Origin of the sequence: Saccharopolyspora endophytica, assembly GCF_018070075.1 — a bacterium.
Lineage (GTDB): Bacteria > Actinomycetota > Actinomycetes > Mycobacteriales > Pseudonocardiaceae > Saccharopolyspora > Saccharopolyspora endophytica.
Genome location: NZ_JAGPXE010000006.1, coordinates 219,991 through 235,066, shown reverse-complemented (window position 1 = coordinate 235,066; position 15,076 = coordinate 219,991). Strand labels below are relative to the sequence as shown.

Genomic DNA, 15,076 nt, shown 5'->3' with positions numbered 1-15,076 from the left:
ACGTGGTTACCAGCCTCGCACCGCGTTCCACCAGGCACGGTGCCAGGGAAAGGTTGATGTCATGACGCAGCAGGACCAGCCTGCACGGGTGCATTCGTCGGATCCAGCCGAGGGAGGCCAGGAGGCGGAAGTCACCTCACCCACCGCAAACGAGCCACGAGGCGACGAGCCCGCGGCCGATGAGCTGCGGCGCCACTCCGATCTCTCAGCAGAAGGTGAATGAAGGCAACGGGCCACTCGAGACAACCTGGGTTCACTTGAGAGGAGACCGTCGGCGAGCATCGCGTGCGCGACGCGGGCCAGGGCGACTTGAACCCGCCGCAGGTCTACCAGTGGCTCACCGCGAACTTCACCAACGCCTGCGGCGACACCGCCAACCTGCTGCGCGAAACCACGTTCCCGGACTCCGGCGCCGAACGCAGCCTGGACGACCTCACCGAGGTCGTCGCCGAGTTGAGGCGGCGCGGCCGGGGGTCGCCAACATCCGGATCAACAGCCGCGGTCACGCCTTCTTCGTTGAGCGGCGCGGTGACGACTGCCGGATCCCGCAGAGCTACTTCGGCCGTTACGCCCTGGCCGATTCGGCTGGGGAGGGCGCGCACGCGGGCGCAACGACCATGCCCGCCGCGCAACTCGCGTACCGCGTGCAGTCCATCGGCGATCACCACCTCGCCAACCGCCGCGAGAGCCGTCCCCGCTAGCGACATCCGCGACGACGGCGTCAACCTGCTGGGCGAGGTCGTTACCAAAGTCCGGCCGGAGAACGAACAGCACGGCCGAGTCAGCGCCCAACTGGGCGGGTTCGCGGACACTTGGGACGAGATCCGCACCTCCACCCTGTCCCCGGGAGAATGGATGGAATCACGGTTCGGCTGACACCGTCTGACAGCACCGGCCGTCGTATCGGCCAAGTCCCGTTCCCGTGGTGGTGATCGTCGATCACCACCTTGAGGCCGCATCAGCATCCCCAACGGACAGGAGCGGGGTTGCTCAGGTTGATCGAGGGGCGGGCAATTGAGTAGAAGCACCTAAGGACTTGTGGCTGTGGTGATGCTGTAATGCCGTCGATGAGCAACTCGCAGCGGCTTTCCTCGGAGCAACGCGCACGCCTGGAGCGGTTGGGCGAGCGGGGTGTGCTCTCCCGTGAGCAGGTCGAAGCCGTTCTCGACGAGCTCGACCGCGAGCGGGGTGCGGCCTGGGGCTCGCGCACCGCTGTGTGGGAGGTGCTCGGCTACATCGGCGGTGCGCTGGTCCTCGGTGGTGCCGTTCTGCTGGTGGGGATGTACTGGGAAGACCTGGCGGTCTCCGCGCGCGTTGGCCTGCTGGTCGCCGCGACCCTCGCCTTGATGGGCGCTGGACTGGTCATGGCCGGCGGGCCGCGTGCGCTGCACGCGTTCGGCGATGCGGAACCGTCTGCGCGCAGCCGGATCGTGTCCGCCCTGATCGCCTTGGCTTCCTGCACGGCTGCGCTCGCCGTCGGAAGCGGGGTTGACGTGCTCGAGTCGTTGGCGGCCTCGGCCACCGGCTTGCTCGTCGCCTTGTTCGGATACGTCGTGGTGGGCGGGCTTCCCGTTCTGCTGGTGGCCGTCGGGTTCAGCGTCGGCGTGGTGGCCGCCGCGGTTGCCGAATGGTTCGACAGCTCGTCACCGGCCCACACGACGGGCTTGGTGGCACTGGGCGCCGTGTGGTCCGCACTCGCTGTTCTCGGCGTGGTGCGTCACCGCCGCCCGGTCCTCGGGGCGGGCGTGCTGATCGCTCTGGCCGGGGCGCAGTACGCAGTGGGCCTGGGCCCGTCGTGGGTGGGTTACGGGTTGACCCTGGTGATCGGGTTGCTCTGCTTCGGCGGCTACCTGGTCGAGCGGGCCGTGGTGTTGCTGGCGCTGGGCGTGCTCGCCGTGACGGTCGCGGTGCCCGAAGCGGTCTGGGACTGGACGGGTGGTGCGCTCGGCGGGCCGGTCGTGGTGCTGCTGGTGGGGGTGGTGTTCCTCGCCGCCTCGGCGCTGGGCCTTCGCCTGCGAAGGCGAGCCCCCGCACCCGAGCAGCGCTGAGGCAGGCCGAGCGCGGCTGCGTTCATGTGGCACGCGCACATGGGGCCCGTGATGTTTGTGTGTTGACACCACATGCCATCGCTCGGGCAGGCGTCCTACCTTGTCCGTCATGGCCACAAGTGACCCGCGCAACACCGCGGCGAACGCACGCGCGCTGGAGGGCAAGGTCGCTCTCGTCACCGGCGCCGCGGGTGGGATCGGCAAGGCCTGCGCTGAGGCGCTGGCCGCGGCCGGCGCCGCGGTGCACCTCGTCGACCAGCGCAGCGCTGCGTCCGTCGCGACCGAGATCAACGGGGACTCCCACGTCGTCGATCTGTCGGACTCCGAGGCGATCGCAGAACTACCTCGCGAGATCGACATCCTCGTCAACAACGCCGGGTTGCAGCACGTGGCTCCGATCCACGAGTTCCCAGCCGACCGGTTCTCCCTGATCCACAAGGTGATGGTCCTGGCACCGTTCCTGCTCATGCAGCAGTGCCTTCCGCACATGTACTCCCAGCGGTGGGGACGCCTGGTGCACATCTCCAGCGTCCACGGCCTGCGCGCGAGTCCGTACAAGTCGGCGTACGTCTCGGCCAAGCACGCTCTGGAGGGGTTGAGCAAGACCGCCGCTCTCGAAGGTGCCGAGTTCGGGGTCACGAGCAACTGCATCAACCCGGGGTACGTGCGCACCCCGCTGGTGGAGGACCAGATCACCAACCAAGCGCGGGCCCACCAGATCAGCGAGGACGAGGTGACCGAACGCGTCCTCCTCTCCCGAACCGGCATCAAGAGGCTGATCGAACCCAGCGAGGTCGCCGAATCCGTTCTGTGGCTCAGCGGCGACCAGTGCGCCTCGATGACGGGAAGCTCGCTGTCCCTCGACGGCGGGTGGACCGCGCACTAGCCGTGCTGCTGCCGGACATCCTGCTCCAACGACGAAGCGGTGCATCATGACACAGCAACCCCCACCTGAACGCACATCGATTTCCAGGATCATCGGCGCCAGCCTGGTCGGCACCACGATCGAGTGGTACGACTTCTTCTTGTACGGCTCAGCGGCGGCGCTGGTGTTCAACAAGCTCTTCTTCCCGAACTCCGATCCGCTGACCGGAACGTTGCTGGCCTTCGGCACCTACGCGGCGGGATTCGGCGCCCGGCCGCTGGGCGGCCTGGTCTTCGGGCACTTCGGCGACAAGGTCGGCCGCAAGCGCCTGCTGGTGCTCAGCCTGCTCCTGATGGGCGGCGCGACCTGCGCGATGGGCTTGTTGCCCACCTACGCCTCCGTGGGCATCGCCGCCCCCATCTTGTTGACCACCTTGCGTCTCGTGCAGGGCTTCGCGCTCGGAGGTGAGTGGGGCGGTGCGGTTCTCATCGTCTCCGAACACGGATCACCGCAACGCAGGGGGTTCTGGGCGTCGTGGCCGCAAGCCGGTGCTCCAGGCGGCAACCTCCTGGCCACAGGAGTTCTGGCCATCCTGGCCGCGGTCCAGTCCGACCAGGCGTTCCTGGACTGGGGGTGGCGCATCCCGTTCCTGCTGTCCGGTGTGCTGGTCATGATCGGCCTGTGGATCCGGCTCTCGGTGACGGAGTCGCCGGTGTTCCTGGAGGCCGCGGAGCAGGCCAAGCGCAACTCAGCGGTGGTGCGCGCCCCGATCGCACGGGTGCTGCGGGACAACTGGCGCGAGGTTCTGATCTCGATGGGTGCGCGCATGGGCGAGAACACCACCTACTACGTGATCACCGCCTTCATCCTCGTCTACCTCACCGGCCCGGTGGGTCTGCCGAAGTCCGTGGGGCTCAACGCCGTGCTCATCGGGTCGATCGTGCACTTCGCGACGATCCCGCTGTGGGGCGCGCTGTCGGACCGCTGGGGACGACGTCCGGTGATCATCCTGGGTGCGCTCGGCAGCGGTGCGTGGGCCTTCGCGTTCTTCGGGCTGCTCGACACCGCGTCGCCTCTGGTGATCACTCTGGCCACGACGGTCGGCCTGGTCCTGCACGGCGCGATGTACGGTCCGCAGGCCGCGTTCTTCTCCGAGCTCTTCGGCACCCAGGTGCGCTACTCCGGCGCCTCCATCGGGTACCAGCTGGCTTCCGTCGTCGCCGGTGGACTCGCACCGCTGATCGCCACCGCGCTGCTCAAGGGTTACGGCACCGCAGCTCCGGTCGCCCTCTACGTCGCAGCAGGAGCCGCCCTCACCGTGATCGCCACGGCGGTGTCTCGCGAGACCCGGGCAACCGGGCTCGGTTCGGTGTCCGAGCAACCCCGCCAAGCGGTCTAGCTCCGTCCAAGGGCACCAGCCGGCTCCCCGTCCGGCTGGTGCCCCCGATCCCACCGGGGAGAATTGGGCGCATGGATCAGGCAGCAGCGGCGCTGCGGCACCTGCTGACCTTGCTCGCCGACAACGCGCCGAGCGAGCAGGTCGCGCAGGTCGCCGTCACCGCCCGCACCTCCGGAGCGTCCGAGGCCGATCTCGAGGAGATCGAGAAGGCCAGCGAGCTCGCGCTCCGGGTGCACCGCAAGGTCGCCGAACACGAACGCAGGCAAACGGAGTTGGCGGCGCTCTTCGACAGCGCCAGCGACCTGGCCGGGGTGCGCGACCTGAACGCGGTGCTCCGCTCGATCGTGCACCGCGCCCGCATGCTGCTGGCTGCTGACATCGCCTACCTGTCGCTCAACGACGAAACCCGCGAGGAGACCTACATGCGGGTGACCGACGGATCGATCTCGGCGAAGTTCCAGCAGGTCCGGCTCGGCATGGGCGAAGGCCTCGGCGGGCTCGTCGCCCAAACAGCCCGCCCGTACGCGACCGCCGACTACGCCGCGGACTCCCGGTTCGACCACACCACCCCCATCGACTCCGCCGTCGACGAAGAAGGCCTGGTCGCCATCCTGGGCGTACCGCTGTCGCTCAACGACGAGGTCATCGGCGTGCTCTTCGCGGCTTTCCGCACAGCGCACGACTTCTCGCGAGATGAGGTGGCGCTGCTGGCCTCGCTGGCCGACCACGCGGCGATCGCGATCGACACGGCCCGGTTGATCGAGGAAACGCGCAAGGCGGTCGACGAGCTCAACGAGGCCAACGAGACGATCCGCAAGCACAACGAGGCGATGCAGCACTCGGAGCACGCCCACGACCGGCTCACCGACCTGGTGCTCCGCGAGGAGGACATCTCCGAGGTCGCCGCAGCGGTTGCGACCATGTTCGCCGGTGGCCTGGCCATTCACGATGCCGACGGCAACGAGCTCGCGCGTGTCGGTACCGGTCCCCTGCCGCAGCCGCACGAAGCGGTCGCGGCCTCGCGCAAGGCCGGCCGGGCCGTGGCGCACGAGAACAACTGGGTGCACGCCGTGCTTGCCGGACCCGAACTCCTGGGAAGCCTGGTCCTCACCAAATGCCCTGCGCTCTCCGACGTGGACCGCCGCGTCTTCGAACGAGCCGGTGTGGTCACCGCTCTGCTGCTCCTGCTCCAGCGTTCCACCGCCGAAGCCGAGAACAAGGTCGGCGGTGAACTGGTCGCCGACCTGCTCACCGCCCCGCAACGAGATCCCGCAGGGCTGGTCGCGCGCGCACGCCGGCTCGGCGTCGAACTCACGAGCCCGCATTCGGTGCTGGTGGCCCATGCCGAGGGGGTCCCGAGGGAGCGGCTGGCCACGGCCGTCGCCTGGAACGCCCGGGCCGCCGGAGGAGTGGCCGGCGCTCTCGAGGACCAGGTCGCACTGCTGCCGAACACCGAACCCGGCGAGGCCGCCAAGTCCTTCGCCCGTGGACTCACCGACTCCCTAGGTGCTCGCGTGACCGTGGGCGCCGCCGGTCCGGCCTCAGGACCGCAGGCCCTCGCGCAGACCTACACCGAAGCCAGGAAGTGCGTGCGCGCGCTGATCGCGCTCGGTCGCGACGGCGATGGCGCGGCGATGAGCGACCTCGGGTTCATCGGGATGGTGCTCGGCGAACGAGCCGACGCCCGCGGCTACGTCCGGTCGGTTCTCGGGCCCGTCCTCGACTACGACGCGCTTCGCGGCACCGAGCTGACCGAGACGCTCGAGGCCTACTTCGCCTCCCACATGAACCTCAACCGCACCAAGGAGCGCCTGCGGATCCACGTCAACACCGTCTCGCAGCGCCTGGAGCGCATCGGCTCGCTCCTCGGCGACGGTTGGCAGGCACCCGAGACGTCGCTGGAGATCCAACTCGCGCTGCGCCTCAACAAGATCATCGATGATGCCCCCGCCGACCACGGCTGAAAGCGGACACGATCACGCCCATGTCCCGGCGGGAGCATGACGGGGACGGAGACGCGGAGCGTTCACCTCGCGCATGCCCTCTGAACTGCGGGGACGGCGCATGTGCGGCTGGTGGGACGTCGGGGTCCGAGGCAAGCCGGCCGGCGGACTCGGCAGATCCGGCCCGGGATGCTGTCCGCAGGCGTCTCCTCCGCATGTGTCAGGCTACGGGCATGGCACTGCCTCATGATGATATCGATCCCGGTGGCCTGCTCGAGTACTCGGTGGTGTTCACCGACCGCTCGCTGAATCACATGTCCCAGCGCTTCGCAGGCGTGATGCAGGGCATCGTCGACGTCCTGCGCACGGCCTACCGAGCGCACAGCGTTGCGCTGGTGCCGGGAGGTGGCACCTACGGCATGGAGGCCGTCGCCCGCCAGCTCGCGACCGGCCGACGCTGCCTCGTGGTGCGCAACGGGCTCTTCTCCTACCGCTGGTCGCAGATCCTCGACATGGGTTCGATCGCGCCGGAGCACGCGGTGTGCCGGGCTCGCCCGATCGATGCGTCGCATCAGGCCCCGTGGCAGCCGGCACCGATCGATGAGGTCGTGTCCGCCATCCGCGAGCAGCGGCCCGAGGTGGTCTTCGCGCCGCACGTCGAGACCGCCGCGGGCATGGTGCTGCCGGACGACTACCTCCGCCGCCTCGGCGAGGCCACCCACGAGGTCGGTGGCCTGCTGGTCCTGGACTGCATCGCCTCCGGAGCGCTCTGGGTCGACATGACCGACCTCGGCGTCGACGTTCTGCTGAGCGCGCCCCAGAAGGGCTGGAGCGGATCCCCCTGCGCCAGCTACGTCATGCTCAGCGAGGCCGGCCGGGCCGCGGTCGAGGCCGGCACGTCGACGAGCTTCTCCGCTGACCTGAAGAAGTGGCTGTCGATCGCGGACGCTTACACGCGGGGCCAGACCCCGTACCACGCGACCATGCCGACCGACACCCTCGCGCACAACCTGGAGCTCATGCTCGCGACCCGCGACCGCGGGTTCGAGGACCTCCGCGCCGCGCAAATCGACCTCGGCGGCCGCGTGCGCACGCTCCTCGCCGAGTACGGGCTCCCCTCGGTCGCCACCGACGAGTTCGCAGCCCCCAGCGTGGTGGTCGTCCACACCGACGACCCGGAGCTGCGCAGCGGCGTCGGCTTCAAGAAGGCCGGTGTCCAGATCGCTGCCGGAGTGCCGCTGCACTGCGACGAGCCTGCCGACTTCTCGACCTTCCGCATCGGCTTGTTCGGACTCGACAAGCTCGGCGACGTCGAGGGCACCCTGGCCCGGCTCCGGACGGGGCTGGACAAGGCCACCCGCTGATCGTCCGAGCCCAGGGGCTCTTCTGCCACATCCACGTGCAGGAGTTGAGGCCACCGCCGCGTGCTCGGCGGTGGCCTCGACGGACGGATCGTCCGAGGAGTGGTGCGGTGTGGGCTGCCCGGCTCAACCGCAGCCCGCGCGGAGGAGCCGGACGCGTTACGGAGCGACCAGGTCCGCGACCGCGGCCAGGATCGCTCCGCACTGGACACCGACCAGCTTCCTGATCGGGATCGGGGTGGGCGGCACGTCGGCGTCGGCCTCCGCCGCCCAGCGGTCGAAAACCTCCGCCAGCCGGGCGTGCTCGACCCGGAGCTCCTCCGCGTCGTTGCCTCGGGCGATCTCCGCGCTCAGCGCCGAGAGCAGCATGCCCGCGAACCGCACCCGCGTCGAGTGGGTCATGGCCGTGACCATGAAGCGTTCCGCCACGACCGCAGGGCGCCGGTTGTCCTCCGCGCCGGCGCGAACCCGGTCCGCTTCGGCGGAGGTCCGCAGGAACGGCAGGAAGCACTCCATCGCGCGCAGGTGCGGAGACCGGACGTGCAGCTCGGACCGGACGGCGTCGAACGCGGTCGTGAGCACCCGAGACGTCTCACTGGTGAGTTCCGCGCGCTCGCTCAGCAGGTCCGAATAGGACACGTCGAGCGGCATGTGATCGTCGGCATCGGCGTTCGCCCAGTACGGCACCTCGGTCGCCAGGTACGCGGTGCCGTAGCGCTCCGCGTAGGCGTAGCTCGACTCACCGCCGGCGCGTTCGGTCGGGTCGAGACCGAGGCTTTCGAGGTAGTCGTACTCCTGCTCCGCGGTGAACGCCCGGAACACCGCCGGGGCCAGCCGTTCGATGAACGGCGCCTCGCCCTCCCCGGTGTGCAGAGGCAGCCCGAACCGGCTCGGAAGGGTCGTGAGCTGCTCGTTCAGCCGCGGACTCGTGCTGCTGAGGTAGTAGAAGACGCCACCGTACTCGCCGTTGTGCAGAGAGCACAGCATGATCGGCCGGGTCTCGTCGATGAGCTCCCTCAGCGCTTCGGTCTCGGGCATCACGCGGTCGAACTCGGTTTTCTTGTGGGCGAAGGGGAACGACCACTCGACCTGCTCGTCGGTGGCCGGCCGGTAGAACGAGCGCCCGTACTTCGCCATGGTCAGCGGGGGCTCGAACCACGGCTCGTTCAACCGCGTTCCGTCCGGGTCGATGCAGGTGACGATGTGCCAGGTGCAGCCCCACTCCAGGCGCAGGCCGTCGTCCTCGACGAGGCTTCGAGCCAGGTGCAGCGCCGACACCCCTCCGATCGGCTCGTTGGGATGCACCCCTCCGACGACCAGCACCTGCTCCTCACCGCCGTGGATGGTCAGGGACCACAGCGGTTCCCCGTCGCGCGACGTGCCGATGCGGCGCATCTCCGCCAGCTCCGGGTGTTCTCGCGCGATCTCCCGCATCGCCGCCACCAGCTCGTCGACCCCCGCGAACCGGTCGAACTCGGGTACTGCGTCGACGAACTCCCCGATGCGCTCGAACACGCCACTTCCTTTCCCCGAGGGGCCCACCCGCCGTGTTCTCCCGCGCGCGAGCCTGCGGTCGTTCGAGGACGACACTAACCGGATCCACCGATCGGCTATCGGGTCGAGGGCCTCGCCGCTGGTACCGAGTTCCGCACCGCACAACCGGCTCGACGAGGTCGATCGAGGTACGGCCTCGATTCGCGGTGGTCAGCCGCGGAGGATGCCGACGCCGCCGAGCACGTTGCCCCGGGCTGCTTCTTCGTCACTGACCGGGGCGTCCGGACGCCAGTGGGCTGCGGGCACCACTCCCGGGTCGACCAACGCGTACCCCGGGAACAGTTCTGCGACCTCGTCGGCTGTGCGGATGTGCAGGTTCGGGGTCGATGTTCCCGCCAGCAGGGAACGCAGCGCGGCCACCTCGTCGTCGGTGCGCGACATCTGCGCGTTGTTGGACACGGCCAGCGCGCTGCCCGGAACGCACGCGTCGCGGTAGCGCTTGACCAGCGCTGCCCCGTCGGGGCTGGGCAGGAGGTCGAGAATCCCGAACGCCAGGACCGCGACCGGTTCGGAGAAGTCCAACAACCCCGCCACGCCCGGGGATCGCAGCACCTCGTCGGCGTCGCAGACGTCGAGCTCGGTGACCGAGACCTGCGGATCCTCGCCGAGGAGGTGACGAGCGTGGTGGCAGGCGATCGCTTCCCAATCGACGTAGGCCACCTTCGCCTGCGGGCAGTGCGCCCGGGCGATCTCGTGCACGTTGCCGACGGTGGGAACCCCGGATCCCAGGTCGAGGAACTGGTCGATACCGGCCTCCGTCACGAGGTAGCGCACCGCGCGGCCGAGGAAGGAGCGGTTGGTGTAGCTGTAGTCCCGTTCTGTCGGTACGAGTTCGAGCGCTTGATCGGCCGCCGCGCGGTCGACCTCGAAGTTGGCGGACCCGCCGAGGATGTAGTCGTACATGCGCGCGATGTTCGGCCTGGTGAGGTCCGCGTGCGAAACCTCCGCCGCCAACTCGACTTCCCTGGCCCCGTCGTTCATGGCATCACCGTATCCGAACCAAGAGCGAACGATCACCCACGCAGCGTGACGGGCGGCCTGCTACCCCACGGGTTTCCGGCCTCCGCGACCAGAGCTCAGCTCCGGTCGGGGCACCCGGAAGTGGCAGTGCGGTTCAGGTGTGCCTTTCTCGCGGGCCGTCGTTCTTGGACAGCGGGGTGAAGAGCAGGTCGCGGACGACGTCGATGTGGCGGGGCAGGATCGCGGCGACCCTGTCGACACGTTCACCCGTTCCCCCGCTGTCGGTGGAGCCGCTGGGTCGGTATACCGGGAGGACACGGGCTCGTCGGGACGGGGGCGATGATGCTGCGCTCGATGATCGCATTGCTGGCCGCGGTCCAGATGACGGCATCCGGGGTGGCGTCGGCGTCCGATCCGGTGTCGGCCGGGGAGTTCGTCCGCGTCTACGACCCTTCGGTCGGCGAGGACGAGCAGTGGTACTACAACGACCACACGATGATCCGAGACGTGGACACCGGGTTGTGGCACGTCTACGCCATCACCCATCCCGAGCCGGCTGATCCGCTCGACGAGAAGCAGTTCGGTCACGCCACCGCTCCCTCACCCCGTGGTCCCTGGACGAAGCAGCCGTTCGCGCTCACCGCCGCACCGGCCGCCGGTGAGAGCCACATCTGGGCACCTCACGTGGTCTTCGCCGACGGCCTGTACCACCTGTTCTACGCCGCGGGCACGCCTGATCACGCCGCCTACCGCATGCACCTCGCGACGTCCACCGACCTGTGGAACTGGGTCCGCAGCGACGCCAACCCGCTGTTCACCGACGGATTCGACGCCAGGGACCCCATGGTCACCAGGGTCGGCGGGCTCTGGGCCATGTACTACACCGCGACAAGCACGCCCGAGGGCGGAAATCACCAGGTGGCCTACCGGCTCAGCCGCGACCTCGTGCACTGGAGCGACAAGCACGTCGCCTTCGAGCACCCGCGATCGGGCACCGTCGGCGGACCCACCGAGTCCCCGTTCGTGGTGCGGCGCCCGGAGGGCTGGTACCTGTTCGTCTGCTGTGATCCCGGGTACGAGGACACCCGGGTGTACCGCAGCGCGAACCCGTTCCGGTTCGCGGTGGACAATCCCGCGGGCCACATCAACGCCCACGCCGCCGAGGTCATCACCGAACCCGACGGCACCACCTCGGTCACCAGCGCGGGCTGGGGCCGAGGAGGACTGCACCTCGCACCGCTCCACTGGCCCGGGGCCCCAGCGTCTCCGTAGATGCCCGACGACGCACCCTCCCGAGCATCCAACGCGCCCGGCGGAACGGGTTCGGTTCGACGACCACGACGTGAGCCGCGCCCATCCGCCGCGACAGGTGGGCCGGCACGAGCCCGACCGGGACTCCCTCGGGCAGCCTCAACCAGATCTCCTGCGGCGCAGGCATGTACTCGGCGAACAGGCCGTCGATGTGCGTAGCTTCCCTTCAGCCGCACCGCCGCTGGAGGCTTCGTCCGGCCGCGTGTCAGGTGCGGCCTGCGGGGCGGGTCAGGGGGAACGGCAACGTGTCCCGGATCGGGCGGCCGGTGAGCAACATCAGCAGGCGGTCCACGCCCAGTCCGAGTCCGCCGGTGGGCGGCATGGCGAATTCCAGCGAGCGCAGGAAGTCCTCGTCCAGCTCCATCGCCTCCGGATCACCACCGGCCGCCTGCAGCGACTGCTCGGTCAAACGGCGGCGCTGCTCGATCGGATCGACGAGTTCGGAGTAGGCGGTTCCGATCTCCACGCCGAAAGCGACCAGGTCCCAGCGTTCGGCCAGCCTCGGGTCGTGGCGGTGCGGGCGGGTCAGCGGAGAGACATCGACCGGAAAATCGGTGTAGAACGTCGGTCGCGTCGTGCGGCGCTCGACCAAGCGCTCGTAGAGCTCGACCACGAACGCGCCACGGGGCCAGTCCGGATCGAAGGAGACCTGCGTCCGCTCGCACAACGACCGCAACTGTTCCGACGGGGTCTCCGGGGTGATCTCCTCCCCCAGCGCCGAGGACAACGCCTCGTGCACGGTGATCACCGGCCAGCTCCCGGACAGGTCGATCTCCTCGGCACGATCGCCGGTGCCCTGCCGCCGAGCGACCGGCGCTCCGTGCACGGCAGTGGCCGCGGCCTGCACGAGCTCTTCGCACAGCTGCCGCATCACCGCGTAATCGGCGTGGGCCTGATACGCCTCCAGCATCGTGAATTCCGGGTTGTGCCGGGCCGAGACGCCCTCGTTGCGGAACGTTCGTCCGAGTTCGAAGACCCGTTCCACCCCGCCCACGCACAGCCGCTTCAGGTAGAGCTCCGGGGCGATGCGCAGGTACAGCGGCATGTCGTAGGCGTTGATGTGAGTCCGGAACGGCTGCGCCGAGGCACCACCGTGCACGGGTTGGAGGATCGGCGTCTCGACTTCCAGGAACCGGTGGCCGGTCAGCGTCGAGCGCAACGCCTGCAAGGCGGCCGAGCGGGCCCGCAACATGTCCCGGGCCTCGGTACCGACGATGAGGTCCACCGAGCGCGCTCGGGATCGGGTCTCCGGGTCGGTGAGACCGGCGTGCTTGTCCGGCAGGGGACGCAGGCACTTGGAGGCCAAGGTCCACTCATCGGCCAACACCGTGGTCTCGCCGTGACGCGTGGTGATGACCTCCCCCTGCACCGAGACCTGGTCGCCGATGTCGACCTCGTTCTTCCACGCTCGCCACCGAGCTGCACCGGTATCGGAGGTGGTGAACATGACCTGCAGGTACCCGGACCAATCGCGCAAGGTGGCGAAGCACAACCGCCCGTGGTCACGCATCAGCACGACTCGGCCGGTGACCGCGGTGCGTTCGCCGGTGCGGGTAACCGGTTCGGTTCCGGCATGCCGTTCGACGATCTCCGCGCAGGAATCGGTGCGCGGGACCTGCGCCGGGTACGGGTCGCCCCCGGCTGCCCGGATCTTGTCGACCCTGTCCAGGCGAACCCGCATCTGCTCGGGAACCGATCGGCGACCGGGCTCGTGCTCGTGCGGCTCGGTCACCGGCATCCGGTCCTCACCGGGTGCGGCCGCGGCAGGGGTGGCGGTGCCACTCGAACCAAGCAGGGGCACGAACCCCTCGGCCACCGCCGAGGCGAACCCGACTCGGGCCAGATCGCGCCGATCGCCGAAACCGATGAACCGAGGCACCCAGTCGGGCTGGTACTTGGCGTTCGAGCGGTACAACGACTCCAACTGCCACCAACGCGAGAAGAACAGCAGGATCCCGCGCCAGGTCCGCAGCACCGGGCCTGCGCCCAACCGGGCGCCGCCCTCGAACGCCTCTCGGAAGACCGCGAAGTTCAGCGAGAGCCGCTGGAGGCCCGCAGGCGTCGCGCCCCGCGCATGCCCTCCCGAACGCGCCAGGGAGCTGATCATCAACTCCACCAGCCCGTTGTCGCTCTCGGGCGCTCGGCGCATGGCTTCCAACGACAGGCCGGTGCGTCCCCACGGCACGAAGGACAGCATCGCGCACACCTCACCGTCGGCGTTCACGGCTTCGACCAGCACGCATCCGCCATCGGCCGGGTCGCCCCACCGGCCCAGCGCCATCGAGAAACCGCGTTCGGTGTCGCCTCCCCGCCACTGCCCAGCGCGGCGGGCGACCTCGGCCATCTCCTCCGCCGAGATCTCCTCCTGCCTGCGGATCCGCGTCCGGTATCCGTCGCGGTGCAACCGGTTCACCGCCTGGCGCACCGGCCGCATCTCGCGGCCTTCGAGGTTGAAGGTGGACAGGTCCAGAACCGCTTCGTCACCCAGCCGAAGGATCTTCAAGCCGGCCCGCGCGTAGGCGCGGGCGCCGCGCTCGCCGGCGCCGATCACGGCCGGCCGCCAGGCGTAGTCCCGGCACATCCCCAGCCATCGCTCGATCGCCGGTCCCCACGCTTCGGGGTCACCGAGCGGGTCACCGCTGGCCAAGCAGACGCCTGCGACCACGCGATAGCTGATGGCGCCCTTGCCGCTGTCGGAGAAGAGCACCGCTTTGTCCCGCCGCGTGGCGAAGTACCCCAGCGAGTCGACCTCGCCGTGATCGGCCAGCAACGCCCTCACCCGGCGCTCGTCGGCAGCAGGCAGGACCGAGGCGGTGCGCTGGGATCGGAAGAGCACCGCCAGCGCGGCGAACAGCGTGGCCATCCCGAACGTGCCGAGCACGAGGTTCACCCAGCCCGGAGCTTCCCCGGCCCGGGTGATGTCCAGGGGCACCGCTCCTCCCAGGACTCGTTCGACCGTCCAGCTGAACTGGTCAGCGGAATCGTGCAAGGAGCCGGAGAACACCGTGACCAGTCCGTACCCCAGCACGATGAACACCGCGGCGAGTCCGGCGAAGGTCACCAGCGCCTTGGGCACGCTGGCGCGCTGCACCCGTCCGTAGAACTGCCGCGAGGCCAACCCCAGAACCACCATCGCGGCCGTGGTGAGCAGCACGTTCGCACCCAGCGACCACCGCACACCGCTCGGCAGCACCTGCTCGACGAGACCCGGCTCCCACGGGACCGCGAGGACGATCAGCAGCACCAGCCCCGACAGGAGCAGCTGCAAGGCCAGCACCAGCAGCAGGATCCGGTAGGCGATGCGCTTGCGACGTCCCAACGCCCCTGCGAGCACCAGCAGGAAGGCCGCGTAGCCGAGGTTGGCAGGAGCCGGGAACAGCACCAGGTCGATGAACTCCCGCACCGGCTGCATCCCGCTCCGGAACGCCGCTCCGACGGCGGCCAGGGCGCACAGGACGGCGATGCACACGAGCGTTCCGGCAACGATCCGCGGGACTCGAGCCGTCCAGTCCGGCTCGGTCGCAGGCCCCCACTCGCTCGTCGACCGGCCCACCGATGCTGCCCGACCCATCCGTACCTCCTCCGCTTAAGCTGGCATGCAGTGGACGATCGCTGCTGACCTCACGACCCTAGGA

Annotated in this window: 11 protein-coding genes; 8 read left to right on the top strand and 3 right to left on the bottom strand. The window is 69.3% G+C overall.

All coding sequences use genetic code 11. The features are described 5' to 3' along the window. Positions 1-61 precede the first annotated feature (61 nt). From KBO27_RS16515 to KBO27_RS16485, 7 genes are all read left to right on the top strand, one after another. Positions 62-223, top strand: coding sequence for a hypothetical protein (locus KBO27_RS16515; protein WP_210970882.1), 162 nt, complete (start codon positions 62-64; stop codon positions 221-223). Positions 224-285: 62 nt separating this feature from the next. Further along, positions 286-876: a hypothetical protein gene (locus tag KBO27_RS16510; RefSeq protein WP_210970881.1), complete on the top strand. Its 591-nt coding sequence runs from the start codon at positions 286-288 to the stop codon at positions 874-876. 191 nt (positions 877-1,067) lie between these two features. Further along, positions 1,068-2,048, top strand: a complete 981-nt coding sequence (locus KBO27_RS16505; protein WP_210970880.1) for a DUF2157 domain-containing protein — start codon at positions 1,068-1,070, stop codon at positions 2,046-2,048. A 109-nt stretch (positions 2,049-2,157) separates the two neighbouring features. Next, the gene (locus KBO27_RS16500) at positions 2,158-2,934 is read left to right on the top strand and encodes a 3-hydroxybutyrate dehydrogenase (RefSeq protein WP_210970879.1); all 777 of its coding nucleotides are present in this window, start codon (positions 2,158-2,160) and stop codon (positions 2,932-2,934) included. 46 nt (positions 2,935-2,980) lie between these two features. Then, the gene (locus KBO27_RS16495; protein ID WP_210970878.1) at positions 2,981-4,312 is read left to right on the top strand and encodes an MFS transporter; all 1,332 of its coding nucleotides are present in this window, start codon (positions 2,981-2,983) and stop codon (positions 4,310-4,312) included. A 71-nt stretch (positions 4,313-4,383) separates the two neighbouring features. Beyond that, the gene (locus KBO27_RS16490; RefSeq protein WP_210970877.1) at positions 4,384-6,276 is read left to right on the top strand and encodes a helix-turn-helix domain-containing protein; all 1,893 of its coding nucleotides are present in this window, start codon (positions 4,384-4,386) and stop codon (positions 6,274-6,276) included. 212 nt (positions 6,277-6,488) lie between these two features. Continuing rightward, complete coding sequence (locus KBO27_RS16485; RefSeq protein ID WP_210970876.1) at positions 6,489-7,619, top strand: pyridoxal-phosphate-dependent aminotransferase family protein; 1,131 nt, start codon at positions 6,489-6,491, stop codon at positions 7,617-7,619. Between the two features lie 156 nt (positions 7,620-7,775). On the opposite strand, the gene KBO27_RS16480 is transcribed toward KBO27_RS16485, so the two are convergent. Together KBO27_RS16480 and KBO27_RS16475 are read right to left on the bottom strand one after the other, a co-directional pair. Continuing rightward, on the bottom strand, positions 7,776-9,131 hold the full coding sequence (locus KBO27_RS16480) for a M14 family zinc carboxypeptidase (protein WP_210970875.1): 1,356 nt from the start codon (positions 9,129-9,131) through the stop codon (positions 7,776-7,778). Positions 9,132-9,320: 189 nt separating this feature from the next. Beyond that, a complete protein-coding gene (locus KBO27_RS16475) occupies positions 9,321-10,151 on the bottom strand; it encodes an SAM-dependent methyltransferase (protein WP_210970874.1) in 831 nt (276 codons plus the stop codon). 333 nt (positions 10,152-10,484) lie between these two features. On the opposite strand from KBO27_RS16475, the gene KBO27_RS16470 reads away from it, so the two are divergent. Then, positions 10,485-11,402: a glycoside hydrolase family protein gene (locus tag KBO27_RS16470; RefSeq protein WP_246537433.1), complete on the top strand. Its 918-nt coding sequence runs from the start codon at positions 10,485-10,487 to the stop codon at positions 11,400-11,402. Between the two features lie 244 nt (positions 11,403-11,646). Here KBO27_RS16470 and lysX read toward each other — a convergent pair whose 3' ends face one another. Next, a complete protein-coding gene (lysX, locus tag KBO27_RS16465) occupies positions 11,647-15,012 on the bottom strand; it encodes a bifunctional lysylphosphatidylglycerol synthetase/lysine--tRNA ligase LysX (protein WP_210970873.1) in 3,366 nt (1,121 codons plus the stop codon). Positions 15,013-15,076: the final 64 nt, after the last annotated feature.

Coding starts and splice junctions, on each gene's coding strand:
- lysX (WP_210970873.1), bottom strand. CDS start 15,012: ATGGGTCGGGCAGCATCGGTGGGCCGGTCGACGAGCGAGTGGGGGCCT.
- KBO27_RS16495 (WP_210970878.1), top strand. CDS start 2,981: ATGACACAGCAACCCCCACCTGAACGCACATCGATTTCCAGGATCATC.
- KBO27_RS16475 (WP_210970874.1), bottom strand. CDS start 10,151: ATGAACGACGGGGCCAGGGAAGTCGAGTTGGCGGCGGAGGTTTCGCAC.
- KBO27_RS16485 (WP_210970876.1), top strand. CDS start 6,489: ATGGCACTGCCTCATGATGATATCGATCCCGGTGGCCTGCTCGAGTAC.
- KBO27_RS16470 (WP_246537433.1), top strand. CDS start 10,485: ATGATCGCATTGCTGGCCGCGGTCCAGATGACGGCATCCGGGGTGGCG.
- KBO27_RS16505 (WP_210970880.1), top strand. CDS start 1,068: ATGAGCAACTCGCAGCGGCTTTCCTCGGAGCAACGCGCACGCCTGGAG.
- KBO27_RS16490 (WP_210970877.1), top strand. CDS start 4,384: ATGGATCAGGCAGCAGCGGCGCTGCGGCACCTGCTGACCTTGCTCGCC.
- KBO27_RS16515 (WP_210970882.1), top strand. CDS start 62: ATGACGCAGCAGGACCAGCCTGCACGGGTGCATTCGTCGGATCCAGCC.
- KBO27_RS16500 (WP_210970879.1), top strand. CDS start 2,158: ATGGCCACAAGTGACCCGCGCAACACCGCGGCGAACGCACGCGCGCTG.